Here is a 23,517-nt window from a genome sequence, read left to right as displayed (position 1 = left end):
GGTCAACGGCCGGTCGCGCCGTCGATCAGCTCGCGCAGGATGTCCATGTGGCCGGCGTGGCGGCCGGTCTCCTCGATCAGGTGGGTCAGCGCCCACCGCAGGCCCGCCACGTCGCCGGCCGTCACCGCCGCGTCCACCCTCGCCGCCGTCTCGCGGTACGCGCCGACGACGTCCTCCACGCTTTCGCCCGGCTTGGCGTGGAAGGTCGCCGCCCAGCGAGTGGTCCGCTCGCCCAGGACCCAATGGCGCTCGACGTGCGTCAGGTGCTTCACCAGCCCGAGCAGGTTCGTCCCGGACGGCACCCCCGGCGTCCGCACCGCGGGCTCCGCGACACCGTCGACCTTCGCGATCACCGCGGCACGCAGGTAACCGAGGAAGCCCAGCAGCACCTCCCGCTCCCCCGGGCCGGTCCGCGGCGGGCCGGCGTCCCGGCGCGCCATCAGGCGGCCCGCCGGACGACCAGCACGTGGTCGGTCACCGTCGCGGTCTGCCCGGCCGGGCCGGTCGCCACCCGCCGCGGCGCGTCCGCGCGCTCCGCCCGCCAGCCGGCGTCCAGCTCCAGCTCGGCGAACACCGCCTCCGGCGTGGGGAAGTCGCCCTCGGGGTTCCACGACCAGGGCGCGGCCGACCCGTGGTCGACGACCACCAGCCGCCCGCCGGGACGCAGTGCGTGCGCCGCGGTGCGCAGGACCCGGGCCCGCGGCAGCTCGAACGGCGTGTGGAAGTACTGCGCGGACACCAGGTCGAACTCCCCCGCCGGGAACTCCTCGGCCAGGTCGGCCCGGACCGCGGACACCGGCAGGCCGCGCGCGTTCTCGGCCAGGCGGGCCACGGCGTTGGCCGAGATGTCGGCCGCGGTGACCCGCCAGCCGCGCGCGGCCAGCCAAAGCGCGTCGCCGCCGGCGCCGCAGCCCAGGTCCAGCGCCGTGCCCGGCGGCAGTTCGGCGGCGATCTCGGCGAGCAGGGGGTTCACCCGGGTGGTGCGGGGCTCGCGGTAGTGGTCGTCCCAGAAGCGGACGGCGTCCATGACTCTCCTTCGTGCGGGGGTACGGCGTTCACCGTGCCCCGCGGGCCCTCGGCGGCGCACGAAAACTTGCCGGACCGGCAAGACTGGGGGCATGAGCGAGGAGATCGACACCGTCCTGGACGCGGTCGGGCCGCGGTTGCGCGCGCTGCGGCGGCAGCGCGGCAGCACCCTGGCCGGGGTCTCGGCCGAGACCGGGATCTCGGAAAGCACCCTGTCGCGGCTGGAAAGCGGGCTGCGGCGGCCGAACCTGGAACTGCTGCTGCCGCTGTCACGCGCCTACGACGTCCCGCTCGACGACCTCGTCGGCGCCCCGCGCACCGGCGACCCGCGCGTCCACCTGCACCCGGTGCACCGGTACGGCATGACTTTCGTGCCGCTCACCCGCCGCCCCGGCGGCGTGCACGCGTACAAGATGCTGATCCCCGCCACCGGCGAGCCCGCCAAGCCGACACCGCAGACGCACAGCGGCTACGAGTGGCTCTACGTCCTCAACGGGACGCTGCGGCTGGTCGTCGGCGACCGCGACCTCGACCTGCCGCCGGGCGAGGCCGCGGAGTTCGACACGACCGCGCCGCACTGGCTGGGCTCCGCCGACGGCCGCGCGGTCGAGCTGCTGATCCTGTTCGGCCTGCAGGGCGAGCGCGTGCACGTCCGGCCGCGCGACGATCAGCCGTGAGCCGCCCGGTAGCCCGCGAACCGCTCGTCGACTTCCTCGGGCGTCAAGCCGAAGTCCGCGAGGCTGTACCGGTGCACGGGTTTCCGTTCCCCCGTCCGGCTTTGCCCGTGCACCGCGGTCATGGCCGCCCGCGCCTCGCCGGTGAGCTCGAGTCCGAAGTGGTCGTACACAGTGGATACCGTGCCGATCGGGTCGGCGACGAAGTCTTCGTAGGCCACGTCGCAGAACTGCGCCGGGTCGTAGCGCCCTCGGGCCAGCAGGAAGTCGTCGGCGCCGCGGGCCCACAGGTCGAGCTGGCCGCGGCCGATCACCTCGCCGCGGAACTTCGCCGACCAGCCGTCCGCGGCCTTTTCGGCGAGGCTGCACATCGAGCCCATGATCGTCCGCGGCGCCCGGTGCGTCTGGATCACCAGTGCGTCCGGGTAGTTCGCCATCAGCGCGTCCAGCGCGAACAGGTGGCTCGGGTTCTTGAGCACCCAGCGCTTGCCCGCGTCCGGCAGCCCGATCAGCTGCAGGTTGCGCCGGTGCCGGGCGTAGGCGTCCGTCCAGTCCTCCTTGGCCAGCCAGCGCGAGTAGCGCGGGAGGTGCGCGAGGCACTCGAACGAAACCGAGCGCATCGACTGGCGCAGCAGCTGCCAGCACTCCTCCACCTGGTCGGCGGACATGTGGTGCACGCCCATGAACTCCGGGTGCTCGACGTGGTGGCGTTCGTAGCCGGCCTGGATCCCTTGGAAAATGGGATTTTCCGCCCACGTCTCCCGCGGCGGCCGCGGCTGCGGGACCTCCGCGAGCCACACTTCGAGACCCTGGTGCGCGGGGTCCTCGACGAGCAGCCGGTGCAGCGCGGTGGTGCCGGTGCGGGGCAGGCCGGTGACGAAGATCGGCCGTTCGACGCGGACGTCCGCGTGATCCGGGTTCTGCTTCCAGGACGCCTCGCTCAGCAGCCGCGCCACGAGCGCGCCGCGCAGCATCGCCCGGTGCACCTTGTTGCCGAACGGCGTGAGGTCCTCGTCGGCCTCGTACGACTCCAGCAGCACGCGCAGGCCCTCGAGGTATTCGCCGGTGCCGAAGTCGTCGAGCCCGGTGAGCTTCGACGCCGACGCGTGCAGGTCTTCGACGGTGCCGACGTCTTCGCGGCCGGGGAGCATCGAACCTCCTAGTGGTGGTACTCGCCGCCGTTGACGTCGAGGCACTGCCCGGTGATCGCGCGCGCCATCGGCGAGGCGAGGAACACCACGGCGTCGGCGATCTCGTCGGGCTCGGGCAGCTTGCGCAGGTCTATCGTGGACGCGGTTTCGGCGTAGACTTCTTCGGGCGTGATCCCGCGTTCCTTGGCCAGGTAAGTGAAGTACCACTTGAGGTTCGGCGCCCAGATGTAGCCGGGCGCGACGGTGTTGACGCGGACGCCGTCCGGGCCGACCTCGCTGGCGAGGCTCTGCGACAGCGACAGCAGCGCGGACTTCGCCATCTTGTACGCGCCGAACGTGCGCCGGGAATGCCGCAGCACGGCCGAATTGATCATCACCAGCGAGCCCTTGCTCTCCTTGAGCGCGGGCAGGAACAGCCGGGTCAGCCGGAGCACCGAGATCGCCGCGGTTTCGAAGCCCTTCCGGACGGCGTCGAGGTCCACAGTGGCCAGATCGGTCAGCGGCGGGACGGCGAAGGCGTTGTGCACCAACGCGTCGACGCGGCCGAACGCCTCCAGTGCCTCGTCGGCGAGGTTCTCGGCGGAGCCGGCGTCGTCGATGTCGGTCCGGACCGCGACGGCGCGGCGCCCGAGGTCGGTGACCTCCTTGGCGACCTCGGTGAGCCGCGACTCGGTGCGCGCGGCGAGCACGACGTCCGCGCCCGCCGCCGCGCTCCGCACGGCGATCGACCGGCCGAGTCCCGGCCCGATGCCCGAGACCACGACGACCTTGCCCTGCAACAGATCCGCCACGCTCACCCCAGCATCCGGGCGGCGACGGCGTCCTGCCGCGCCGCGATCCGCGCCGTCCACTCGGCCGGCGTCACGCGTGCTTCCTCGTGGTAGGGCAGCCGGTCCGGCAGCTCGTCCACCTTGACCACCTCGACCACCGGGCCGTCGGCCGCATCGAGGTCGCGGTTGAGCCGCTGCCAGCGGATCTGGACGTACCCGCGGTCGTGCCCGGTGCGCTCCAGCCAGTTGGCCAGCCCCGGGTCGCGCTCGCTGATCACGAACCGGATCTTGCCGTCGGGGTCGACGCGCGCCTGGTCGGCGGTGAGGCTCGTCTGGTGGTTGATGTAGTCGAGCGAGACGTACCAGAGGCTGCCGAGCTGGATGCCCTGGTAGGGCGCGTCCGCGCAGCGCGGCACGGTGACGATCAGCGCCTCTTCGTCGCCGAGCTCGTAGTGGCCGGCGGAGGAGAACTGCGTGGTCAGGCCGCCGGGGGTCGACCGCGGCTCGGTCATCGTGTTGACCGGCAGGTCGTAGTAGAACCACTTCGGGAAGGCGAGGAACGTCTTGAGCCGGCTCAGCAGCATCTTGCCGGTGACGCCGTAGCGCTTGGCCAGCGCCGTCCGGTCGGGCACCGGTGGCGCCTGCCCGGCGGTGTCGACGCACCGGATCCGGATCTCGCCGCGCCGCTCGGTCGCCCAGTCGCTGTGGACCTCGCGGACCACGAGCATCGACGAGCCCTTGCCGAGGGTGAAGTAGTTCGGGCCCGGGTTCTCGCGGGCCGGGCCGAAGCGCAGTTCGAACCGGCCGTCTTCACCGATTTCGATGGCGCGGTCGTCGAACGCGGTCAGGCTGTCGGGCACCACGACCGGCGAGTAGTCGCCGTTGAGGACCTGGAAGCTCAGGTCGGCGGTCGTCCCGCGGACGCCGGTGACCAGGTACTCGCGGTCGTCGCGGATGTTCGCGTTGAAGTAGAGGGTGTCCGGGTTGTCCAGGCCCATCTTCGTGTACGGCCCGGTGGACGCGGTGAAGTACGGGAAGTCGCGCTGGTAGGCCCAGGCCATCTGCACCGACGCGCGGATGCTGCCCGCGAGGTAGTCGTAGCCCTCGAGGAGGTCCTGCTCGGTCTTCACGTGCGGCGCTCCGGCGATCAGCTTCTCGGCCTCGGCGATGGCGTCGGCGAACGGCCGGGTCAACGAGAACTCGTTCTCGATCATACCGGCACGGCCCAGCGGTTCGCGAGCAGCCGGAAGCCCGGGGTGTCCGCCCAGGAGAGCATCGACTCGTACGTCCGGACGTAGCCGATGTGCGTCATGCGCCAGGCGCCGTCGGCTTCGCGGCGGTAGGTGTCCTCGTAGAACGCGGCACCTTCGATGATCACCTTGTGCTCGGGCACGATGACCTTGTCGGTGAACGACCACCGCCCGGTCGCGGTGTCGCCGTCGACTTCGATCTCGGGCTGACCTGCGTGGTGCACGGTGATGATGCCGTTGCCGAGGCTCTCGGTGAGGAACGCGACGATGGCGTCGCGCCCTTCGAAGTGCTTCCCGTCCTCGCCGGTCGCGCGGGTCCCGTAGTCGGCCGTGGCGTCGGCGGTGAAGGTGTCGGCCACCTCGTCCCACTGCTTCAGGTCGACCGCGCGGAGGTAGCGGTACTTCAGCCGGCGGATCTCTTCGAGTACGACCAGGTCCATCGTCCTAGGGTCCCGCACCGCTTGACCGATGACAAGAACATGTTCTACTTTTTTCCGGTGTCCGTGACCTCGTACGAGCTCTCGCACCTGGCCGCGCTCGAAGCGGAGGCCGTGCACGTCTTCCGCGAGGTCGCGGCGACCTTCGAGCGCCCGGTCCTGCTGTTCTCCGGCGGCAAGGACTCCGTGGTGATGCTCCACGCCGCCGCCAAGGCGTTCTGGCCGGCGCCACTCCCCTTCCCGGTGCTGCACGTCGACACCGGCCACAACTTCGACGAGGTGCTGCGCTTCCGCGACGAGACCGTCGCCGCGCTGAACCTGCGCCTCGAGGTCGCGAGCGTGCAGGACGACATCGACGCCGGCCGCGTCGTCGAGGAGACCGGCCCGGGCACCAGCCGCAATCGGCTGCAGACCGTGACGCTCCTGCGCGCGATCCGCGAGGGCGGGTTCGACGCCGTGTTCGGCGGGGCCCGCCGCGACGAGGAGAAGGCCCGCGCGAAGGAACGCGTGTTCAGCTTCCGCGACGAGCACGGCCAGTGGGACCCGCGGGCGCAACGCCCGGAGCTGTGGAACCTCTACAACGGGCGGCACCGGCGCGGTGAGCACATCCGCGTCTTCCCGCTGTCGAACTGGACCGAGCTCGACATCTGGCAGTACGTCCGGGACGAACGGATCGCGCTGCCGCCGCTGTACTACGCGCACCAGCGTTCCGTGGTGCAGCGCGACGGCATGCTGCTGGCGGCCACCCGGTTCCTGTCCCTCGTGGACGGTGAGACGCCGTACGAGGCGACCGTGCGCTTCCGGACCGTCGGCGACGCCACCTGCACGGGCTGCGTCGAGTCGTCGGCGTCGACACCGTCCGAAGTGGTCGCCGAGGTGGCCGCCACCCGCGTCACCGAACGCGGCGCGACGCGAGCGGACGACCGGATTTCCGAGGCAGGCATGGAAGACCGCAAGCGGGAGGGCTACTTCTGATGCAGCTGCTGAGGATCGCCACGGCGGGCAGCGTGGACGACGGGAAGTCCACGCTGATCGGCAGGCTGCTGTTCGACTCGAAGGCGATCTTCACCGATCAGCTCGCCGCTGTCGAACGCGCCAGCCGTGAACGCGGCGAGGACTACCCGGACCTCGCGCTGCTCACCGACGGCCTGCGCGCCGAGCGCGAGCAGGGCATCACAATCGACGTCGCGCACCGCTACTTCGCCACGCCCAAGCGGAAGTTCATCATCGCCGACACCCCGGGGCACCTGCAGTACACGCGGAACATGGTGACCGGCGCGTCGACGGCCGACCTGGCGCTGGTCCTGGTGGACGCGCGCAAGGGCGTGCTGGAGCAGTCACGGCGGCACGCGTTCCTCGCGTCGCTGCTCGGGATCGGGCACCTCGTGGTGTGCGTGAACAAGATGGACCTCGTCGGGTGGTCGCCGGCGCGCTTCGAGGAGATCCGCGAGGAGTTCCGGCGGTTCGCGATGAAGCTCGACGTCGCCGACCTGACGTTCGTGCCGGTTTCGGCGCTGCACGGCGACAACGTCGTCCACCGCAGCGCGAGCATGCCTTGGTACGAAGGAACTTCGCTGCTGCACCAGCTCGAAGAGGTGCACGTCGCCTCCGACCGCAACCTGATCGACGCCCGGTTCCCGGTGCAGTACGTCATCCGCCGGCCGGACTTCCGCGGCTACGCGGGCACCATCGCGGGCGGGGTGTTCAAGCCGGGCGACGAGGTGGTGGCGCTGCCGTCGGGGTTCACCTCCCGCGTCCGCGCCGTGTGGGGCCCCGGCGGGACCCCGCTCGCGGAAGCCTTCACCGGCCAGGCGGTGACGGTCGAGCTGGCCGACGACCTGGACCTGGGGCGCGGCGCGATGCTCTGCCGCCCGGGCAACCGCGCGGAGACCGCGCGCGAGGTCGACGCGCTGGTGTGCTGGTTCTCCTCGCGGTCGTCGCTGACGCCGGGCGCCACGTTCGCGGTGCGGCACACGACGTCCGAGACGCGGGGCACGGTGGAGAAGCTGGAGTACCGCCTCGACGTGACGACGCTGCACCGCGACTCCGCGGAATCGTTGTCCTTGAACGACATCGGCCGCATCCGGCTGCGCACGCGGGCGCCGCTGCTGTTCGACCCGTACCGCCGCAACCGCGCCACGGGCGGGTTCCTGCTGGTCGACGAGCACACCGGCGACACGGTCGCGGCGGGCATGATCACCGGCGCCCCGGCGTCCCCGGTCGTCTGGCACACCGCGGCGGTCCGCCGCGAGGACCGCCCGACCCGCGGCGCGACGGTGTGGCTCACCGGCCTTTCGGCGTCGGGCAAGTCGTCGGTGGCGGTGGAGCTCGAACGCCGGCTGGTCGCGGCCGGCCGCCCGGCGTACCTCCTGGACGGCGACAACCTGCGCCACGGACTGAACGCGGGCCTCGGTTTCAGCCCGGAGGACCGCGCGGAGAACGTCCGGCGGGTGGCCGAGGTGGCCCGCCTGTTCGCGGACGCGGGCGTGGTGGCGATCGCGTCCCTGATCAGCCCTTACGCGTCGGACCGGGCTCGCGCGCGGGAGGTGCACGCGGACCTGCCGTTCGTGGAGGTCTTCGTGGACACGCCCCTGGAGGTGTGCGAGGCACGCGACCCGAAGGGCATGTACGCGAAGGCGCGTGCCGGGGAGATCAAGGGGTTCACCGGCGTCGACGCGCCGTACGAGCGGCCGTCGTCGCCGGACCTGATCCTCCACCCGGCCGACGGCGACCCGGCCACGATGGCGGCGTCGATCCAGGCCCTGCTGGACGACCTCGGCTGATTCCTAGTCGGGTTCATCAACCCTGAGTTCGGCGACGCTCTCCTTCGCCCTCGCGAGAGAATCAAGCCAACTATCGTAGGGCAATCTCTTGGAGAACACGCTATCCCCGTTCCCAAGCTCGACTTGCCCGACGAAGTACTCGAGTTTCGTCAATTCATCCTTCTCGATATCTTCGAGAATATCGACGATGTCCATCTTGAAGACCGCCTTGGACCCGTGCTCCAATCGGAGAGGAATCCTTTTGTTCATCTTCGCGCTGGACATAGCCACGTCAACGGCAGGCCCCTTGACCCCAAACATGGCCTCGACGAGATCGACCGGCGACCGTCCCTTGTTGTAGACCGCCATCTCCAGCTGAATGAACTTGACCTGGTGCATCCCGAATCGTACACCGACGTACTGCCACTCCTGCAACACACGCGGCTTCTTCTTTTGGTTTGCACTACCCGAGACCAAGTGCAACTCAACTTGCACAACTGGACCAGTACGACGAAAGGAGTAGATATTCCATCCCAACGACATCACGGCAACAGTCAAGGAAAACACAGAGACGCCCAGCGCCCACCAGCTCACAGTCATCCGTTCATCCTGCCGGAAGCACGAAGCCCGAGTCGTACGCCCGGATCACCGCCTGCGTCCGGTCGCGGGCGCCCAGTTTCGCCAGCACGTTGCCCACGTGGGTCTTCACCGTCTGGACGCCCAGGTACAGCTCGCCCGCGATCTCCACATTGGACAGTCCGAGGGCCATCAGCCGCAGGACTTCGCGCTCGCGTTCGGTCAGGTTGACGCCGGCCAGCCCGTCGCCGGCCGGGGCGTGCCCGGCGGCCAGGCGGCGGATCGCCGCCGGGAACAGCAGCGACTCCCCCGTCACCACGGTCCGGATCGCCCCCACGATCTCCTCCGGCCGCGCCCGCTTGAGCAGGAACCCGCTGGCCCCGGCGCGCAAGGCGTCGTAGACGTAGTCGTCGTTCTCGAAGGTGGTCACCACGATCACCTTCGGCGGTGGGTCCACAGTGGACATCAGGTGCGCGGTGGCGGCGATCCCGTCCACGGCGGGCATCCGGACGTCCATCAGCACTACATCGGGCCGCAGCCGGGCGACGAGGCCGGGCACTTCGGCACCGTCGGCGGCCTCGCCGACCACGGAGAGGCCGTCTTCACAGTCGACGATCGCCCGCAGCCCGGCCCGGATCAGCGGCTCGTCGTCGACCAGCAGCACCCCGACGCTCATCGCCCGCTCCCCCACGGCACCCGCACCACGACCTCCCACCGCTCGTCCACCCGTCCGGCCGACAGCTCGCCACCCAGCACCGCCGCCCGCTCGCGCATGCCCCGCACACCGCGGCCGCCGCCGGACCCACCCGCGCCGGGGCCCAGCGGGTTCGCCACCCGCGCGGCCAGCTCGTGCGCCGTGATCCCCACGGCCACCGCCACCGGGACCCCACCGGCGTGCCGCACCGCGTTGGTCAGGCATTCCTGCAGGATGCGGTACACCTCCCGCGACACCACCGCCGGCACCGCGGCCAGGTCACCGGTGATCTCCGCCGTCACCGGGGTGCCCGCCAGCCGGGTCGTCTCCAGCACCGACGGCAGCTCGGTCAGCAGCGGCTGCGGCGTCCGGCCGGCGGGCTCCTCGCGCAGCAGGCCGAGGACGTGGTCGAGGTCGTCGAGCGCGGTGCGGGCCGAGTCCTCGATCGCGCCCAGCGCGCGCTCGGTGAAGTCCGGGTCGGTGCGCAGCGTCCGCCGGGCCGCGCCCGCCTGCAGCGTGACGACGCTCAGCGCGTGCCCCACCGAATCGTGCAGCTCCCTGGCCAGGCGATTGCGCTCGGCGAGCTGCTCGGTCCGCCGTTCCAGCCGGGCGATGCGGTCGGCGGCGCTCATCCCGAGCAGCGCCGTCGCGGCCCGGCGCAGCAGGCCGCCGATCGCCCAGACCGCGTACACCAGCAGCACCCCGCCGAGCACGAACACCGCGGGCAGCCACGCCGACGCCCAGCCCACCGGCACCGCCAGCTCGCCGTCGCCGGTTTCGACGAACTGCCCGGTGAACACCGCGCTGACCGAAAGCCCGATCGCGACCGGCGCGAGCAGGCTGAAGAGGCTGACGACGAACCCGGCGACGACGTGCAGCACGAACATCCCCGCGGCCTGCCGCTTGCCGCGCCGGGTGTGCGGTTTCGCGGGCGCGTCCGGCACCGGGTCGTCCAGCAGCTCGCGGACCGCGGTGGATTCGAGCACGTGCACCGCGGGCAGGAACGCCGTGCCGGCCAGGACGAGCAGCGTGAGCCCGCCGCCGAGCACGGTGGCCCGCTCGATCGTGGTGACGAACGGCAGCACCGACGGCACGGCGATCGCGGAGAACAGCAGGTAGGGCACGCTGATCGCGCCACCGAGCACGAGGTAGACCCAGCGGCGGTAGGTCGCCTTGCCCGTCAGGGGGCGGAGTACGCGCACCGGCCGATCTTCGCAGCCGCGGCCCGCGTGCGCCTCCCTCCCGCGGTTGAACCGGTCACGACACCGGCGTCACGACGGTGCGGCGGAAGTGGCTGAAGATGACCGACGTCCGGACGTCGACGATCTCCTTGCGCTGGGTCAGCCGGTCGAGGACGAACCCGCTCAGCTCGTCGTTGTCGGCGACCGCGATGTGCAGCAGGAAGTCGTCGCTGCCGGACATCACGAACACCGACAGCACCTCGGGCAGCCCGGTGACGAACGCGCGGAACGATTCGATCACCGCGCGGTCGGGCGGCCGCAGCCGGACGGCCACCATCGCCTGCACCGGCCGGCCGATCTTCTTGAGGTCGACCTCGACGTGGTGCCCGCGCACGATCCCGCGCCGGGTCAGCTCGCGCACCCGTTCGAGGCAGGTCGACTGGGCGATGTGCAGGCGGCGCGCGAGCTCCTTGTTGGTCTGCTTCGCGTCCTCCTGGAGCAACGTCAGCAAGGCCGCATCAAGTTCGTCCACCGGTGCCTCACTCTCCCCCGCGGCGAGCAGGATTCGGATTTTTCCGCAGCTTACCGAATCCGATGCGGAGTTTCCCGCGGCTGCTCCGCGCCCTGTCTACCTTGGCGCCATGATCACCAAATGCGCCATCGTGGTCAGCGAAGAGCTGACCACCGGGCTCGCGGCGAACGCCGCCGGCGTCCTGTCGGTGACCTTGGGCCACCGCGTCGGCGGCCTGGTCGGGGCCGACGTCGAGGACGCCGACGGCGTCGCCCATCCCGGGATCATCGCCACGCCGCTGCCGATCCTGGCGGCGCCGCGAGCGAAGGTCGCCGCCGTTGTCCGGGCGGCGGCCGAGGACGGCGAGCTCTTCTTCGTCTCCTTCAGCGCGCTCGCCCAGAGCTGCCGGACCTACGACGAGTACACCGGCCGGCTGGCGGCCACCGCCACCGCGGACCTCGACAGCGTGGGCGTCGCCGTGCACGGCCCGCGGAAGCGCGTCGACCGGCTCGTGGGATCCCTTCCCCTGCTGCGCTGATCGCGGCTAGCGGACCGAGACCCGGGTCGCCGTGCGGGCGGCGGCGAAGCCGTTCACCCACAGGGACTGGACCTTCGCCGTCTCGGTCGCGTCCGGCTTGGCGTTCTTGCACGCCGTGCCCGGGCCGTGGCCGGACATCAGCTCGGTGCACGGGCCGCTGTAGTGGTCGGGCAGGCCGAGGTTGTGGCCGAGCTCGTGCGCGGCGATCCGGGTCGGGTCGTAGCCCTCGGCGACCTGGCTCGTGTCGAGGTAGATGTCGCCGCGGCCGTGGCCGTTGGTGTTGGTGTACGAGCCGCCACTGTGGATCTCGTGGAACTTGATCGTCGCGCTCGTGGTGCGCTTGACCAGCTTCACGTCGGTGACGGCGGCGTTCCAGTTCGCCGCGCCCTGGTCGATCTGGGCGAGGTAGTCCGGCGCGCCCGACGAGCTGTAATAGAGCGTCGTGACTGCGGCCGCCGAAGCGGGCGCGGCCGCGAGCCCCAAGGCCAGCGGGGCCGCCAGGGCCAGCGCCGCGATCCGGCCGATCACGCGTGCTTCCATCGTGTCTCCTTCGTCCGATTCAGAGAACACTTCACCGTCGTTCGAGCGATCAGGTTAGAAGTCCACGGACCGGGCGGGCCACGGCCGAAAGTAGTTCCCTCGCGGGAGGGAGCCGGGTCCCGCCGCCGCGTGAGCCGCCCGGGCCCGCCGCCGTGGTCTGCTCTCCGGCGTGGACATCCTGGTGGGCCTGCTGACCCTTCCCCTGTACGCGCTGGTGTTGTGGCCGCTCGTGGTGGCGTCGCGGCGGGTGCTCGGGGTCCGGATCGGCGCCGTGCGGGCGTTGTGCGGCGCCGCGTTCGGCTGGCTCGTCGCGGGCGGGATCGCGCAGGCGTTCCCGGTTTCCCTGCTGCGCAACGGCGGCGCGGCGCTCGGGCTGGTGATCCCGTTGGCGGGCAGTGCTTTCCTCGCGACGCTGATCTTCCTCCTCGTCGCCGAGGTGGCCCTGCCGGACGGGCTCCGGGTGCGCGCGCTGGGCGCCAAGCTCACGCGCGCCCGCCGGTACTCGCAGATCAGCCGGATCGCCGTCAAGCACGGCCTCGACCGCTACCTCGCGGGCCGCCGCGATCCCGATCTCGCGCCGGGACGGCACGCCAAGCTCGCCCGGTCCCTGCGCCGGGCACTGGAAGAGGGCGGCGTGACGTTCGTGAAGCTCGGCCAGCTGCTCTCGACCCGCGCGGACCTGCTGCCACCGGCGTTCGTCGAGGAGCTCGCGAAGCTGCAGGACCGGGTCGCACCCGCCCGCGCCGAAGCGGTGTGGGCCCTGCTGGCCGCCGAACTCGGGGGCTCGCCCGACGACGTCTTCGCCGAGTTCGACCCCGAACCCCTGGCGGCGGCGTCGGTCGCGCAGGTCTACCGGGCGAAGCTGCACGACGGCCAGGAGGTCGTCGTGAAGGTCCAGCGCCCCGGCGTGCGGGAGCAGGCCGAACGCGACATCGACATCGTCCGGCGCGTCGCGGCGGCCCTCGAGGAACGCGCGGACTGGGCGCGCTCGCTCGGCGTCACCGAGCTGGCCGACGGGTTCGCCGAGGCGCTGGCCGAGGAACTCGACTTCACCATCGAGGCCCGCAACATCGCCGCCGTGACGACCACTTCCGGCCCGGACGTCGTGCTGCCGACCGTCCACAAAGCACTGTCCACCGAGCGCGTCCTCGTCATGTCCCGGCTGACCGGCCGTCCGGTGGAGACGGCACCGCCGGCGGACCGCAAGCGGCTCGCGCGGACGTTGCTGCGCTGCCTGCTCGACCAGGTGATGATCGGCGGCGTCTTCCACGCCGACCCGCACCCGGGCAACCTGATGCTCCTGCCCGACGGCCGCCTCGGCCTGCTCGACTTCGGTTCGGTCGGCCGCCTCGACGCGAGCCTGCGCGGCGGCCTCCAGAACCTGGTGCTCGCCCTCGACCGCGGCGACCCGGCCGCCCTGCGCGACGGGCTGCTGGAGATCGTCGACCGCACCGACGACATCGACGAACAGCGCCTCGAACGCGCGCTCGGCGCCCTGGTCGCCCGCCACTTCGGCCCCGGCCGCTCCCCGGGCCTCGACCTCTTCACCGGCCTGTTCCGGGTGGTCGCGGACTTCCGGCTGAGCGTGCCCCCGCCGGTGGCCGCGGTGTTCCGCGCACTGGCGACGGTGGAGGGCACGCTCGCCGCCCTCGACCCCGCGTTCGACGTGGTGGCGGAGTCCCGCGCGTTCGCCGTCGAGCAGGTCGGCGCCGGCTTGCGCCCGGAGTCCCTGCGCCGCACGGCGGTCAACGAAGTCATGGCCCTGCTCCCGGTGCTGCGCCGCCTCCCCCGCCGCATCGACCGCATCGGCGCGGCCCTGGAGGAGGGCAGGCTGTCGGTGAACATCCGCCTGTTTTCGGACGAGCGCGACCGCGACGTGGTGACGGGCCTGGTCCACGAGGTCCTGCTGGCCTTCGTGGGCGCGGCAACGGGCTTGATGGCGGTGTTCCTGCTGGCCGGCAACGGCGGGCCGAGGATCCTGCCGGACCTGACGCTGCACCAGGTGTTCGGCTACAACCTGCTGGTGATCAGCGCGTTGGTGGGGTTGCGGTTGCTGTTCGTGGTCTTCCGGCGCTCCGGACGGCGGTCAGCTCGCTGAACCCCGCGGCGCGTACATGATCACCGCGACCCCCGCCAGGCACAGCAGTGCGCCGATGACGTCGTAGCGGTCCGGCCGGTAACCGTCCGCCAGTACTCCCCACGTCAGTGAGCCCGCCACGAACACGCCGCCGTACGCGGCGAGGATGCGGCCGAAGTGGGCGTCCGGCTGGAGCGTCGCCACGAAGCCGTACACGCCCAATGCCACGATTCCCCCGCCGATCCACAGCCAGCCGCGGTTTTCGCGGACGCCCTGCCAGATCAGCCACGCGCCGCCGATTTCGCAGATCGCCGCGGCGAGGAACAGGAGGATCGAGCGCAGGAGCACCCCGGGATACTAGCCGCGTGCCGTTCACGCTGAGTCATCCCGCCGCTGTGCTGCCGCTGGCGAGACGGCCGCTGGTGGCCTCCGCGCTCGTGGCCGGGTCGGTCGCGCCCGACGTCTTCTGGTTCGTGCCGCGGCTGCCCGGGATCGGGCTGACGAAGACCCACGAGTTCGCCTCGGTCCTCTGGCTCGACCCGCTCCTCGCCCTGGTGATTCTGGCCGTCTTCCACGGCTTCCTGAAGCGGCCTCTGCTCGCGCTGGCTCCACGATCGCTGGCCGAACGGGTGCCCCGGCACTTCAGCTGGAAGCGGCCGGGGTGGATCGCCCTCTCCCTGGTGCTCGGCGCCGCCACGCACGTCGGGTGGGACGCCTTCACCCACGAAAGCGGCGGCTTCCCGTTACTCCGGATCCCGCTGGTCACCGGGGTCGACGTCGGCCGGCTGATCCAGCTGGTCAGCACGATCGCCGGCGCCGGGGTGCTCGCCCGGTGGCTGCGGAACTGGTACCGCACCGCGCCCACCGCGCCGGCACCGAACGCCTCCCGGCACCGCAAGCCCGTGCTCGCGTTCCTGGCCGCCGGCGCGCTGGCCGGCGTGGCCGCCGAAGTCCTGCCGTTCCTCGCCCACCACGACCCGATGACGGGTGCGGGCGTCGCCGGCAACGCGACCTACCTCGCGGTCACCGGCGCCGGCAGCGGGTTCCTGATCGCGCTCGGTCTCCACGCCGCCTGGTATAGGGCGTTATACACAAAGCGGGCCACCCCGGAGGGTGACCCGCTCGGCGAACCGGAACTCAGACGGTGAAGCCGAGGGCGCGCAGCTGCTCGCGGCCGTCCTCGGTGATCTTCTCCGGGCCCCACGGCGGCATCCAGACCCAGTTGATGCGGAAGTCCTTGACCAGCCCACCGGACGTCAGCGCGGCCGACGTCTGGTCTTCGATCACGTCGGTCAGCGGGCAGGCCGCGGACGTCAGCGTCATGTCGATCGTCGCCGTGTTGTCCGGCTCGACGCGGATGTCGTACACCAGGCCGAGGTCGACGACGTTGATGCCGAGCTCCGGGTCGACGACGTCGCGCATGGCTTCCTCGACGTCCTCGAGCTTGGCGAGGTCGAGGTCCTGCGTCGCGGTGGTCTCGGCGTCGAGGTCGGCGGCCGTCCGTCCCTCGCGGGCGTCGGTGGCGGTGTCTTCGGTCATGCTTTCTCAGCTCCGTTGGTGGTCCGGGCGACGGCGTCCTTGAAAGCCATCCAGCCGAGGAGGGCGCACTTCACGCGGGCCGGGTACTTCGCGACACCCGCGAAGGCGACCCCGTCCTCCAGCACGTCCTCGTCCGGCTCGATCTTTCCCTTGCCCTGCATCAGTTCGACGAAGGCGTCCATGGTGGTGAACGCCTCTTCAAGCGTGTGGCCGACGACGAGATCCGTCAAGACCGACGTCGAGGCCTGGCTGATCGAGCAGCCCTGGCCGTCGTAGGAGACGTCGGCGACCTTCCCGTCGTCGAGCTTCACCCGCAGCGTCACCTCGTCGCCGCAGGTCGGGTTGACCTGGAACGACTCGGCGTCGAACGGGTCGCGCAGGCCGCGCCCGTGCGGGTTCTTGTAGTGGTCCAGGATGATCTCCTGGTACATGCTCTCCAGGTTCACTGCGCCACCCCGAAGAACTTCTGCGCCTCGCGGACCCCCGCGACCAGGGCGTCGACCTCGGAGAGCGTGTTGTAGAGGTAGAACGACGCGCGCACGGTCGCCTGGGCGCCGCACGCCCGGTGCAGCGGCCACGCGCAGTGGTGGCCGACGCGCACGGCGATGCCGAGGCTGTCCAGCACCTGGCCGGCGTCGTGCGGGTGCACGCCGTCGATCACGAACGACACCGTGGCGCCGCGGTCCTTCGAGTCGGTCGGCCCGATGATCCGGACCCCCGGGATCGCACCGATGCCTTCCAGGGCCGCCGCGGCGAGCTCGTGCTCGTGGGCCGCGATGCGGTCCATGCCGATGGCCGAGAGGTAGTCGACGGCCGCGCCGAGGCCGATGGCCTGCGACGTCATCGGCACGCCCGCCTCGAACCGCTGCGGCGGCTGCGCGAAGGTGGAGCCCTCCATGCGGACCATCTCGATCATCGACCCGCCGGTCAGGAACGGCGGCATGGCCGACAGCAGCTCGGTGCGCCCGTAGAGGACACCGATGCCGGACGGGCCGAGCATCTTGTGGCCGGAGAACACGGCGAAGTCGACACCCAGCGCGTGGAAGTCGACCGGGAAGTGCGGCACCGACTGGCAGGCGTCCAGCACGGTGAACGCGCCGACGGCCTTGGCCTTCTCGACCAGCAGCGAGACCGGGTTGACCGTGCCGAGCACGTTGGACTGGTGCGCGAACGCGACCACCTTGGTGCGCTCGGTGATCAGTTCGTCCACATCGGACAGGTCGAGGCGGCCGTCCGCGGTCACCTTGAACCACTTCAGCGTCGCCCCGGTGCGCTGGCACAACTGCTGCCACGGCACGAGGTTCGCGTGGTGCTCCATCTCGGTGATGACGATCTCGTCGCCCGGCCCGACCACGAAACGCGAAGCTTCGGGACCGGCCGTGGCGGCGTTGCTCATCGAGTACGCGACGAGGTTGATGCCCTCGGTCGCGTTCTTGGTGAACACCAGTTCTTCGGGGTCGGCACCGACGAACTCGGCGATCTTCGCCCGCGCGGACTCGTAGGCGTCCGTCGCTTCTTCGGACAGCTGGTGGGCGCCGCGGTGGACGGCGGCGTTCGACGTGAACACGTAGTCGCGCTCCGCGTCGAACACCTGCGCCGGGCGTTGCGACGTCGCTCCGGAGTCCAGGTACACCAAGGGTTTCCCGTCGCGAACCGTGCGCGACAGGATGGGGAAGTCGGCCCTCAGGGCCGCCACGTCGAGTGGCACAGAGCTGGCCGAGGTGGTGGTCATCGGGCCGACTCCTCTCATTCTCGGTGTGTACTGGCGAAAGTCAGAGCGCGGCGGGCTCGGGCTTGCCGACGTACTTGACGTAGCCGTTCTCCTCGAGCTCGTCCGCCAGCTCCTTGCCGCCCGACTCGACGATCTTGCCGCCGGCGAAGACGTGCACGAAGTCCGGCGTGATGTGCCGCAGGATCCGGGTGTAGTGCGTGATCAGCATGACGCCGACCTCGCTCGACGCCTTGTAGTTGTTCACGCCCTCGGACACGACGCGCAGGGCGTCGACGTCGAGGCCGGAGTCGGTCTCGTCGAGGATGGCGAACTTCGGCTTGAGCAGCGCCAGCTGCAGGATCTCGTGGCGCTTCTTCTCGCCGCCGGAGAAGCCCTCGTTGACCGAGCGCTCGGCGAACTCCTGCGAGATCTCGAGCTTGCCCATCTCCTCCTTGACCTCCTTGACCCAGTGGCGCAGCTTGGGGGCCTCGCCACGGACCGCGGTGGCCGCGGTGCGGAGGAAGTTGGACATCGAGACGCCGGGCACCTCGACCGGGTACTGCATCGCGAGGAACAGGCCCGCGCGGGCGCGCTCGTCGACGCTCATCTCGAGGACGTTCTCGCCGTCGAGCAGCACCTCGCCGGAGGTCACCTGGTACTTCGGGTGGCCGGCGATCGCGTAGGACAGGGTGGACTTGCCGGAGCCGTTGGGGCCCATGATCGCGTGCGTCTCGCCCGACTTGATGGTCAGGTTGACGCCCTTGAGGATCTCCTTGGCGCCCTCGTCGGTCGTGACCGAGGCGTGGAGGTCCTTGATTTCCAGGGTAGCCATGTCTTTTCTTTCCTGAAGTCTGTGGTGGACGGCGTCAGGCGCCAACGGCTTCGAGCTCGGCCTCGATCGCGGCTTCGAGGCGCTCGCGCACCTCGGGGACGTCGATCTTCACCAGGATCTCGTGGAAGAACCCGCGCACGACCAGTCGCCGCGCGGCCTCTTCGCCGATCCCGCGCGACTGGAGGTAGAACAACTGCTCGTCGTCGAACCTTCCCGTCGCGCTCGCGTGGCCGGCGCCTTCGATCTCGCCGGTCTCGATCTCGAGGTTCGGCACCGAGTCCGCGCGCGCGCCGGGCGTGAGCACCAGGTTGCGGTTGAGCTCGTAGGTGTCGGTGGCCTCGGCCGCGGCGCGGATCAGGACGTCGCCGATCCAGACCGTGTGCGCGTCGTCGCCCTGCAGCGCGCCCTTGTACATCACGCGCGACTTGCAGTTCGGGACCGCGTGGTCGACGAACAGCCGGTGCTCCTGGTGCTGGCCCTTGTCCGCGAAGTAGACGCCGAGCATCTCGACGTCGCCGCCCTTGTCCGCGAAGGTCGCGGTCGGCGAGATCCGGACGAGGTCGCCGCCCAGGGTGATCACGGTGTGCCGCAGCGCGGCGTCGCGGCCCAGCTTCAGGTGCTGCTCGGAGACGTGCACCGCGTCGTCGGCCCAGTCCTGGACGCTGACCACGGTGACCTTGGCGCCGTCGCCGATGACGAACTCGACGTTGTCGGCGTAGGTGCCGGAGCCGACGTGGTCGAGCACGATCACGGCTTCGGCGAACGCCTCGGCGCGGACCTGCAGGTGCCCGTAGGCGACCTGACCTTCGCCCGGGCCGTGGATCCGCAGCACCGACGGCTTCGACGCCTTCGTCTCCTTGGGCACCGTGACGACGGTGGCCTTGGTGAACGCCGAGTACGCCTGCGCGGCGATCCGGTCGCTCGGGACGCCGGCCTCGCCGAGGCGCGAGTCGTCGCGGCCGACCGACTCGATCTTCAGCTCGTCCGCCGCGTCGGCGTCCAGGGTGATCTCGCCCGTGGGCTGCGCGCTGCCGTCGTGCAGGCCGCGGAGGCGCTTCATCGGCGTGAAGCGCCAGTTCTCCTCACGGCCGCGCGGGACCTCGAAGGCCTCGACGTCGTAGGAGGTGAAGCGCTCCGCGCGGGAGGCGGCCGGAACGACCGCCCCCTCGCGAAGAGCTTCGGAAACGTTGTTCTCGGTAACCGACATGACTAGCCGACGGACCCTTCCATCTGGAGCTCGATCAGGCGGTTCAGCTCGAGCGCGTACTCCATCGGCAGCTCACGGGCGATCGGCTCCACGAAGCCGCGCACGATCATCGCCATCGCCTCGGCCTCGTCGAGACCGCGCGACATCAGGTAGAACAGCTGGTCCTCGCTGACCTTGGACACCGTGGCCTCGTGGCCCATCGACACCTCGTCGTTGCGGATGTCCACGTACGGGTACGTGTCCGACCGCGAGATGGTGTCGACGAGCAGCGCGTCGCAGACCACGCTGGAGCGCGAGTGGTGCGCCCGCTTCGCCACGCGGACCAGGCCGCGGTACGACGTCCGGCCGCCGCCGCGCGCCACCGACTTCGACACGATCGTCGAGGAGGTGTGCGGCGCGAGGTGCTCCATCTTGGCGCCCGCGTCCTGGTGCTGGCCCTCGCCCGCGAACGCGACCGAGAGGACCTCACCCTTGGCGTGCTCGCCCATGAGGAAGACCGACGGGTACTTCATCGTCACCTTGGAACCGATGTTGCCGTCGATCCATTCCATGGTCGCGCCGGCCTCGCACTTGGCGCGCTTGGTGACCAGGTTGTAGACGTTGTTCGACCAGTTCTGGATGGTCGTGTAGCGGCAGCGGGCGCCCTTCTTGACGATGATCTCCACGACCGCCGAGTGCAGCGAGTCGGACTGGTAGATCGGCGCCGTGCACCCCTCGACGTAGTGCACGTAGGCGTCTTCGTCGACGATGATCAGGGTGCGCTCGAACTGGCCCATGTTCTCGGTGTTGATCCGGAAGTAGGCCTGCAGCGGGATGTCCACGTGCACGCCCTTCGGCACGTAGATGAACGAGCCGCCGGACCAGACCGCCGTGTTCAGCGCGGAGAACTTGTTGTCGCCGGCCGGGATGACCGAGCCGAAGTACTCCTCGAACAGCTCCGGCTGCTCCCGGAGCGCCGTGTCGGTGTCCAGGAAGAGGACGCCCTGGGCCTCGAGGTCCTCGCGGATCGAGTGGTAGACGACCTCGGACTCGTACTGCGCCGCGACACCGGCGACGAGGCGCTGCTTCTCCGCCTCGGGGATGCCGAGCTTGTCGTAGGTGTTCTTGATGTCCTCGGGAAGGTCTTCCCAGCTCGCAGCCTGCTTCTCGCTGGAGCGGACGAAGTACTTGATGTTGTCGAAGTCGATCCCGGAGAGGTCGGCCCCCCAGTTGGGCATGGGCTTCTTTTCGAAGAGCTTGAGCGCCTTCAGTCGCGCTTCGCGCATCCACTCCGGCTCGGACTTCTTCCCGGAGATGTCGGTGACGACATCTTCGTTAAGCCCGCGACGGGCGCTGGCGCCCGCCTCGTCGGAGTCGGCCCAGCCGAACGCGTACTTGCCAAGGGACTCGATGGTCTCTTCCTGGCTCAGTGGCGCGGTGGTGGGAGTGCGCTGCTCGGCAGCGGCAGTCATGCGGGTTTCCCTCCATTCGGGATCCGTGCTTCGCGCCCAGTGGGCACCGTGCTTCCCGGCTCGGGATGGGCCGGGTTACCCGTCGTGACGGGCACGTGTGTGGTGCACGCGGAGTCACCGCGTGCGATGGTCGCCAGCCGCTGGACGTGGGTGCCCAGCAGCCGCGCGAACGCCTCGGTCTCGGCCTCGCACAGCTGCGGGAACTCCGCGGCGACGTGGGCGACCGGACAGTGGTGCTGGCAAAGCTGCGCTCCGACGTGGTGGCTGGTGCCGGAGACGTTCTGACCGGGTGCCGGAGCACCGACCTGACGGGTCGACGCAGCGTAGCCCTCCCTGCTCAACGCGGTGGCCAAGGCCTCCGCGCGTGCCGCCGGATCACTCGAACCGGTGATCGCCGGGCGGTGCGGGCCGACCAGCTTCTCGACGCGCTGTTCGGCGAAGGCGCGTACGGCGTCTTCGCCGGCGTGCTCGGCGAGGAAGCGGATGGCGGAGACGGCGAGGTCGTCGTAGGCGTGGCCGAACCGGGCGCGGCCGGGCTCGGTGAGCAGGAACAGCTTCGCCGGACGGCCCCGGCCCCGGGGTCCGCGGCGCGGCGCGTCCCGGGTCTCGGCTTCGCCGTCGGCGAGCAGCGCGTCCAGGTGGCGGCGGACCGCCGCCGGGCTGATCCCGAGCTGCTCGGCGACCACGACCGCGGTCATGGGACCCTGTTCCAGCAGCAGCCGGGCGACCTCTTGCCGGGTCTTGCCCTCGGCGCTGACCTGCGACGGGACGTGCGGGAGCGTGGCGCGGGGCATGTCGCCGCCCGCCTGGTCACCCGCCTCCGTCTTTTTCACAACACAAGTGTGTCTTATTTCCCCGCGGTCGGCAAAGGCGGGGTGTCCGGCAGTGACCCGACTCACTCCGGGGCGGACCGATACCCTGCACCCGTGGCAGTGGGTGAGCAGGACCAGCAGGCGGCGGTGATCGCGACCGGGAGCACGCACCCGGTGACGCTTTCGCCCGTCCGCCCCCTCGAACCGCTGCCCCTCGAGGCCGACGAGCGGCGCGGGCTGAACGTCGTGCGCCGGTTCGGCACGGTCGGGTCGCTCTTCCTCGCGCTCGGCTCGCTCGGCGCCGGTGCCGCCCCGGTGATCAACCCGGTGCAGGAGATCCCGGTGCTGCGGCTGTTCACCCGGATCCCGACGGTGTCGCTGGCCATCGCCATCTCCGGGATGGGCATCCTGGTGCTCAGCTGGCTGATGCTCGGCCGCTTCGCCCGGCCCGACCGCGCGCGGCTCGCGTCGCAGGGCCAGCTCTCCCGCACCATCGCGCTGTGGGTGCTGCCGCTGCTGGTGATCCCGCCGCTGTTCTCCCGCGACGTCTACAGCTACCTCGCGCAGAGCGAGATCGTGCACCGCGGCATGGACCCGTACGTGCTGGGTCCGGCGCAGGCCCTCGGCGTCGCCGACCCGTACACCGCGGGCGTGTCGAACATGTGGCGCGAGACGCCGGCGCCGTACGGGCCGCTGGTGCTGCGCCTCGGCGGCTGGCTGGCGCCCTTGGCGGGCAACAGCATCGCGGTCGGCGTGCTGCTGCAGCGCGTGCTCGCGCTGGCCGGTGTGGTCCTCATCGTCTGGGCGCTGCCGCGGCTGGCGCGCCGCTTCGGCGTGCAGCCCGCGACCGCGCTGTGGCTCGGCGCGCTGAACCCGCTGCTGATCTTCCACTTCGTCGCCGGCGCCCACAACGACGCGCTCGCCGTCGGCCTGATGCTCGCCGGGCTGGAGGTGGGCATCCGGAAGCTGCCGATCCGGGTGAAGGGCGACACACCCCCGCCACTGGCGCGAGGCGAACTGCTCTACATCGGGCTCGGCGTGGCCATCATCACGCTCGGGGTGGCGGTGAAGCTGCCCGCGGTGTTCGCGTTGCCGTTCTTCGCCGTGATGGTGGCGCGGCGCTGGCACGGCCGGCTCAAGGACCTGTTCCTGGCGGGCGCGCCGATGGCGGCGTGGTTCGGCGTCGTGCTGGTCGCCGTCTGCTTCGGCACCGGGCTCGGCTTCGGCTGGTTCGGGGCGACGTTCAACACCCCCGGCCTGGTCCGCTCCTGGATCTCCCCCACCGCGGAGCTGGCCAACCTGTCCGGCGTGCTGGGCATCGCGCTCGGGCTCGGCAACCACACCGACGGCCTGGTGCCGATCCTCGGCGCCCTGGGCTACCTCGTCGCCGTGGCCATCACCTTCAAGTTCCTGTGGGACAGCTTCAAGTGGCGCTACCGGCCGATCATCGGGCTGGGCGTGTCGCTGGGCGCGGTGATGATCCTGCAGATCAACCTGCAGCCCTGGTACGTCCTGTGGGCGGTGATCCCGCTGGCCGCCGCGGCCGGGACGTCCCGCTTCCGGGTGGCCGCGACGGTGCTCTCGGCGGCCCTGCCGTTCCTGCTCCCGCCGACCGGCAGCACGTTCGACGGCCGCCCGTACGTGCTGCCGTTCGCCTACGTCGCGGCGATCGTCGTCTGCGGCGGCGGGATGCTGATCGTCCGGCGGCTGGCGCCCGTGCTGCTGTCCAGGCCGTCCCCGCGGCTGCCCGCGCGGGCCGACGCCGTATCGTGACCCGA

General features: G+C 70.8%; 26 protein-coding genes. 7 read left to right on the top strand and 19 right to left on the bottom strand.

What is annotated here, in order from left to right; translation table 11 throughout:
- Positions 1–2 precede the first annotated feature (2 nt).
- Together ACLJQM_RS24260 and ACLJQM_RS24255 are read right to left on the bottom strand one after the other, a co-directional pair.
- Positions 3–440 (bottom strand): DinB family protein, encoded by a 438-nt coding sequence (locus ACLJQM_RS24260; RefSeq protein ID WP_410632870.1) that lies wholly within the window; start codon positions 438–440, stop codon positions 3–5.
- Positions 440–1,027: a class I SAM-dependent methyltransferase gene (locus ACLJQM_RS24255; protein WP_410632869.1), complete on the bottom strand. Its 588-nt coding sequence runs from the start codon at positions 1,025–1,027 to the stop codon at positions 440–442. The genes ACLJQM_RS24260 and ACLJQM_RS24255 overlap by 1 nt, the downstream gene beginning before the upstream one ends.
- Positions 1,028–1,118: 91 nt before the next feature.
- Here ACLJQM_RS24255 and ACLJQM_RS24250 point away from each other — a divergent pair, with 91 nt between their 5' ends.
- A complete protein-coding gene (locus tag ACLJQM_RS24250) occupies positions 1,119–1,703 on the top strand; it encodes a helix-turn-helix domain-containing protein (RefSeq protein ID WP_410632868.1) in 585 nt (194 codons plus the stop codon).
- Here the strand turns inward: ACLJQM_RS24250 and ACLJQM_RS24245 are convergent.
- Genes ACLJQM_RS24245 through ACLJQM_RS24230 form a run of 4 tightly spaced genes read right to left on the bottom strand, consistent with a single transcriptional unit; the run spans position 1,694 to position 5,311 of the window.
- Positions 1,694–2,851: a sulfotransferase family protein gene (locus ACLJQM_RS24245; RefSeq protein ID WP_410632867.1), complete on the bottom strand. Its 1,158-nt coding sequence runs from the start codon at positions 2,849–2,851 to the stop codon at positions 1,694–1,696. The genes ACLJQM_RS24250 and ACLJQM_RS24245 overlap by 10 nt on opposite strands.
- Before the next feature lie 8 nt (positions 2,852–2,859).
- A complete protein-coding gene (locus ACLJQM_RS24240) occupies positions 2,860–3,648 on the bottom strand; it encodes an SDR family oxidoreductase (protein ID WP_410632866.1) in 789 nt (262 codons plus the stop codon).
- Positions 3,645–4,835, bottom strand: a complete 1,191-nt coding sequence (locus ACLJQM_RS24235; RefSeq protein ID WP_360773256.1) for a hypothetical protein — start codon at positions 4,833–4,835, stop codon at positions 3,645–3,647. The genes ACLJQM_RS24240 and ACLJQM_RS24235 overlap by 4 nt, the downstream gene beginning before the upstream one ends.
- On the bottom strand, positions 4,832–5,311 hold the full coding sequence (locus ACLJQM_RS24230) for a nuclear transport factor 2 family protein (protein ID WP_410632865.1): 480 nt from the start codon (positions 5,309–5,311) through the stop codon (positions 4,832–4,834). The genes ACLJQM_RS24235 and ACLJQM_RS24230 overlap by 4 nt, the downstream gene beginning before the upstream one ends.
- A 39-nt stretch (positions 5,312–5,350) precedes the next feature.
- On the opposite strand from ACLJQM_RS24230, the gene cysD reads away from it, so the two are divergent.
- Together cysD and cysC are read left to right on the top strand one after the other, a co-directional pair.
- Positions 5,351–6,283, top strand: a complete 933-nt coding sequence (gene cysD / locus ACLJQM_RS24225; RefSeq protein WP_247011455.1) for a sulfate adenylyltransferase subunit CysD — start codon at positions 5,351–5,353, stop codon at positions 6,281–6,283.
- A complete protein-coding gene (cysC, locus tag ACLJQM_RS24220) occupies positions 6,283–8,091 on the top strand; it encodes an adenylyl-sulfate kinase (protein WP_410632864.1) in 1,809 nt (602 codons plus the stop codon). Before cysD ends, cysC begins: the two co-directional genes overlap by 1 nt.
- Positions 8,092–8,094: 3 nt before the next feature.
- Here the strand turns inward: cysC and ACLJQM_RS24215 are convergent, their stop codons facing one another.
- From ACLJQM_RS24215 to ACLJQM_RS24200, 4 genes are read right to left on the bottom strand one after another with little or no spacing between them, the layout of a single operon-like run.
- Positions 8,095–8,670, bottom strand: coding sequence for a hypothetical protein (locus ACLJQM_RS24215; RefSeq protein WP_410632863.1), 576 nt, complete (start codon positions 8,668–8,670; stop codon positions 8,095–8,097).
- 4 nt (positions 8,671–8,674) lie between these two features.
- Positions 8,675–9,322 (bottom strand): response regulator, encoded by a 648-nt coding sequence (locus ACLJQM_RS24210; RefSeq protein WP_410632862.1) that lies wholly within the window; start codon positions 9,320–9,322, stop codon positions 8,675–8,677.
- Positions 9,319–10,542, bottom strand: a complete 1,224-nt coding sequence (locus tag ACLJQM_RS24205; protein ID WP_410632861.1) for a sensor histidine kinase — start codon at positions 10,540–10,542, stop codon at positions 9,319–9,321. Before ACLJQM_RS24205 ends, ACLJQM_RS24210 begins: the two co-directional genes overlap by 4 nt.
- Positions 10,543–10,597: 55 nt before the next feature.
- Complete coding sequence (locus tag ACLJQM_RS24200; RefSeq protein WP_410632860.1) at positions 10,598–11,053, bottom strand: Lrp/AsnC family transcriptional regulator; 456 nt, start codon at positions 11,051–11,053, stop codon at positions 10,598–10,600.
- 109 nt (positions 11,054–11,162) lie between these two features.
- Between ACLJQM_RS24200 and ACLJQM_RS24195 the strand changes: the two genes are divergently transcribed.
- On the top strand, positions 11,163–11,570 hold the full coding sequence (locus ACLJQM_RS24195; protein WP_410632859.1) for a DUF2000 domain-containing protein: 408 nt from the start codon (positions 11,163–11,165) through the stop codon (positions 11,568–11,570).
- A 6-nt stretch (positions 11,571–11,576) separates the two neighbouring features.
- On the opposite strand, the gene ACLJQM_RS24190 is transcribed toward ACLJQM_RS24195, so the two are convergent.
- Positions 11,577–12,110, bottom strand: a complete 534-nt coding sequence (locus tag ACLJQM_RS24190; RefSeq protein ID WP_410632858.1) for a snapalysin family zinc-dependent metalloprotease — start codon at positions 12,108–12,110, stop codon at positions 11,577–11,579.
- A 169-nt stretch (positions 12,111–12,279) separates the two neighbouring features.
- Here ACLJQM_RS24190 and ACLJQM_RS24185 point away from each other — a divergent pair, with 169 nt between their 5' ends.
- The gene (locus ACLJQM_RS24185; protein WP_410632857.1) at positions 12,280–14,208 is read left to right on the top strand and encodes an ABC1 kinase family protein; all 1,929 of its coding nucleotides are present in this window, start codon (positions 12,280–12,282) and stop codon (positions 14,206–14,208) included.
- Here ACLJQM_RS24185 and ACLJQM_RS24180 read toward each other — a convergent pair.
- Positions 14,197–14,535, bottom strand: a complete 339-nt coding sequence (locus tag ACLJQM_RS24180) for a YnfA family protein (protein WP_360773282.1) — start codon at positions 14,533–14,535, stop codon at positions 14,197–14,199. The two genes, ACLJQM_RS24185 and ACLJQM_RS24180, sit on opposite strands and share 12 nt — an antisense overlap.
- A 17-nt stretch (positions 14,536–14,552) precedes the next feature.
- On the opposite strand from ACLJQM_RS24180, the gene ACLJQM_RS24175 reads away from it, so the two are divergent.
- Positions 14,553–15,335: a DUF4184 family protein gene (locus tag ACLJQM_RS24175; protein ID WP_410632856.1), complete on the top strand. Its 783-nt coding sequence runs from the start codon at positions 14,553–14,555 to the stop codon at positions 15,333–15,335.
- Here the strand turns inward: ACLJQM_RS24175 and ACLJQM_RS24170 are convergent.
- From ACLJQM_RS24170 to ACLJQM_RS24140, 7 genes are read right to left on the bottom strand one after another with little or no spacing between them, the layout of a single operon-like run.
- A complete protein-coding gene (locus ACLJQM_RS24170; RefSeq protein ID WP_013224702.1) occupies positions 15,325–15,726 on the bottom strand; it encodes a metal-sulfur cluster assembly factor in 402 nt (133 codons plus the stop codon). The genes ACLJQM_RS24175 and ACLJQM_RS24170 overlap by 11 nt on opposite strands.
- Entirely contained in the window at positions 15,723–16,172 is a 450-nt protein-coding gene (gene sufU, locus ACLJQM_RS24165) for a Fe-S cluster assembly sulfur transfer protein SufU (RefSeq protein WP_360773288.1), read from the bottom strand. Before sufU ends, ACLJQM_RS24170 begins: the two co-directional genes overlap by 4 nt.
- Positions 16,169–17,458 (bottom strand): cysteine desulfurase, encoded by a 1,290-nt coding sequence (locus ACLJQM_RS24160; protein ID WP_410632854.1) that lies wholly within the window; start codon positions 17,456–17,458, stop codon positions 16,169–16,171. The genes sufU and ACLJQM_RS24160 overlap by 4 nt, the downstream gene beginning before the upstream one ends.
- Before the next feature lie 40 nt (positions 17,459–17,498).
- The gene (gene sufC / locus ACLJQM_RS24155; protein WP_360773294.1) at positions 17,499–18,269 is read right to left on the bottom strand and encodes a Fe-S cluster assembly ATPase SufC; all 771 of its coding nucleotides are present in this window, start codon (positions 18,267–18,269) and stop codon (positions 17,499–17,501) included.
- Positions 18,270–18,303: 34 nt separating this feature from the next.
- Entirely contained in the window at positions 18,304–19,476 is a 1,173-nt protein-coding gene (gene sufD, locus ACLJQM_RS24150) for a Fe-S cluster assembly protein SufD (protein WP_410632852.1), read from the bottom strand.
- Positions 19,477–19,478: 2 nt separating this feature from the next.
- A complete protein-coding gene (sufB, locus tag ACLJQM_RS24145) occupies positions 19,479–20,927 on the bottom strand; it encodes a Fe-S cluster assembly protein SufB (protein WP_247011476.1) in 1,449 nt (482 codons plus the stop codon).
- On the bottom strand, positions 20,924–21,721 hold the full coding sequence (locus ACLJQM_RS24140; protein ID WP_410632895.1) for a helix-turn-helix transcriptional regulator: 798 nt from the start codon (positions 21,719–21,721) through the stop codon (positions 20,924–20,926). The genes sufB and ACLJQM_RS24140 overlap by 4 nt, the downstream gene beginning before the upstream one ends.
- A 138-nt stretch (positions 21,722–21,859) precedes the next feature.
- Here ACLJQM_RS24140 and mptB point away from each other — a divergent pair, with 138 nt between their 5' ends.
- Entirely contained in the window at positions 21,860–23,512 is a 1,653-nt protein-coding gene (gene mptB / locus ACLJQM_RS24135; RefSeq protein WP_360773551.1) for a polyprenol phosphomannose-dependent alpha 1,6 mannosyltransferase MptB, read from the top strand.
- Positions 23,513–23,517 lie beyond the last annotated feature (5 nt).

It is taken from the genome of Amycolatopsis sp. cmx-4-83, from assembly GCF_046548815.1.
Lineage (GTDB): Bacteria > Actinomycetota > Actinomycetes > Mycobacteriales > Pseudonocardiaceae > Amycolatopsis > Amycolatopsis pretoriensis_A.
The sequence above is the reverse complement of the archived record's forward strand: the minus strand, read 5'-3'. Positions and strand labels throughout refer to the sequence as shown.

Coding starts and splice junctions, on each gene's coding strand:
- cysD (WP_247011455.1), top strand. CDS start 5,351: ATGTTCTACTTTTTTCCGGTGTCCGTGACCTCGTACGAGCTCTCGCAC.
- ACLJQM_RS24250 (WP_410632868.1), top strand. CDS start 1,119: ATGAGCGAGGAGATCGACACCGTCCTGGACGCGGTCGGGCCGCGGTTG.
- sufB (WP_247011476.1), bottom strand. CDS start 20,927: ATGACTGCCGCTGCCGAGCAGCGCACTCCCACCACCGCGCCACTGAGC.
- ACLJQM_RS24170 (WP_013224702.1), bottom strand. CDS start 15,726: ATGACCGAAGACACCGCCACCGACGCCCGCGAGGGACGGACGGCCGCC.
- sufC (WP_360773294.1), bottom strand. CDS start 18,269: ATGGCTACCCTGGAAATCAAGGACCTCCACGCCTCGGTCACGACCGAC.
- ACLJQM_RS24195 (WP_410632859.1), top strand. CDS start 11,163: ATGATCACCAAATGCGCCATCGTGGTCAGCGAAGAGCTGACCACCGGG.
- ACLJQM_RS24160 (WP_410632854.1), bottom strand. CDS start 17,458: ATGACCACCACCTCGGCCAGCTCTGTGCCACTCGACGTGGCGGCCCTG.
- ACLJQM_RS24260 (WP_410632870.1), bottom strand. CDS start 440: ATGGCGCGCCGGGACGCCGGCCCGCCGCGGACCGGCCCGGGGGAGCGG.
- ACLJQM_RS24235 (WP_360773256.1), bottom strand. CDS start 4,835: ATGATCGAGAACGAGTTCTCGTTGACCCGGCCGTTCGCCGACGCCATC.
- ACLJQM_RS24255 (WP_410632869.1), bottom strand. CDS start 1,027: ATGGACGCCGTCCGCTTCTGGGACGACCACTACCGCGAGCCCCGCACC.
- cysC (WP_410632864.1), top strand. CDS start 6,283: ATGCAGCTGCTGAGGATCGCCACGGCGGGCAGCGTGGACGACGGGAAG.
- ACLJQM_RS24245 (WP_410632867.1), bottom strand. CDS start 2,851: ATGCTCCCCGGCCGCGAAGACGTCGGCACCGTCGAAGACCTGCACGCG.
- ACLJQM_RS24215 (WP_410632863.1), bottom strand. CDS start 8,670: ATGACTGTGAGCTGGTGGGCGCTGGGCGTCTCTGTGTTTTCCTTGACT.
- sufD (WP_410632852.1), bottom strand. CDS start 19,476: ATGTCGGTTACCGAGAACAACGTTTCCGAAGCTCTTCGCGAGGGGGCG.
- ACLJQM_RS24190 (WP_410632858.1), bottom strand. CDS start 12,110: ATGGAAGCACGCGTGATCGGCCGGATCGCGGCGCTGGCCCTGGCGGCC.
- ACLJQM_RS24140 (WP_410632895.1), bottom strand. CDS start 21,721: ATGCCCCGCGCCACGCTCCCGCACGTCCCGTCGCAGGTCAGCGCCGAG.
- ACLJQM_RS24210 (WP_410632862.1), bottom strand. CDS start 9,322: ATGAGCGTCGGGGTGCTGCTGGTCGACGACGAGCCGCTGATCCGGGCC.
- ACLJQM_RS24230 (WP_410632865.1), bottom strand. CDS start 5,311: ATGGACCTGGTCGTACTCGAAGAGATCCGCCGGCTGAAGTACCGCTAC.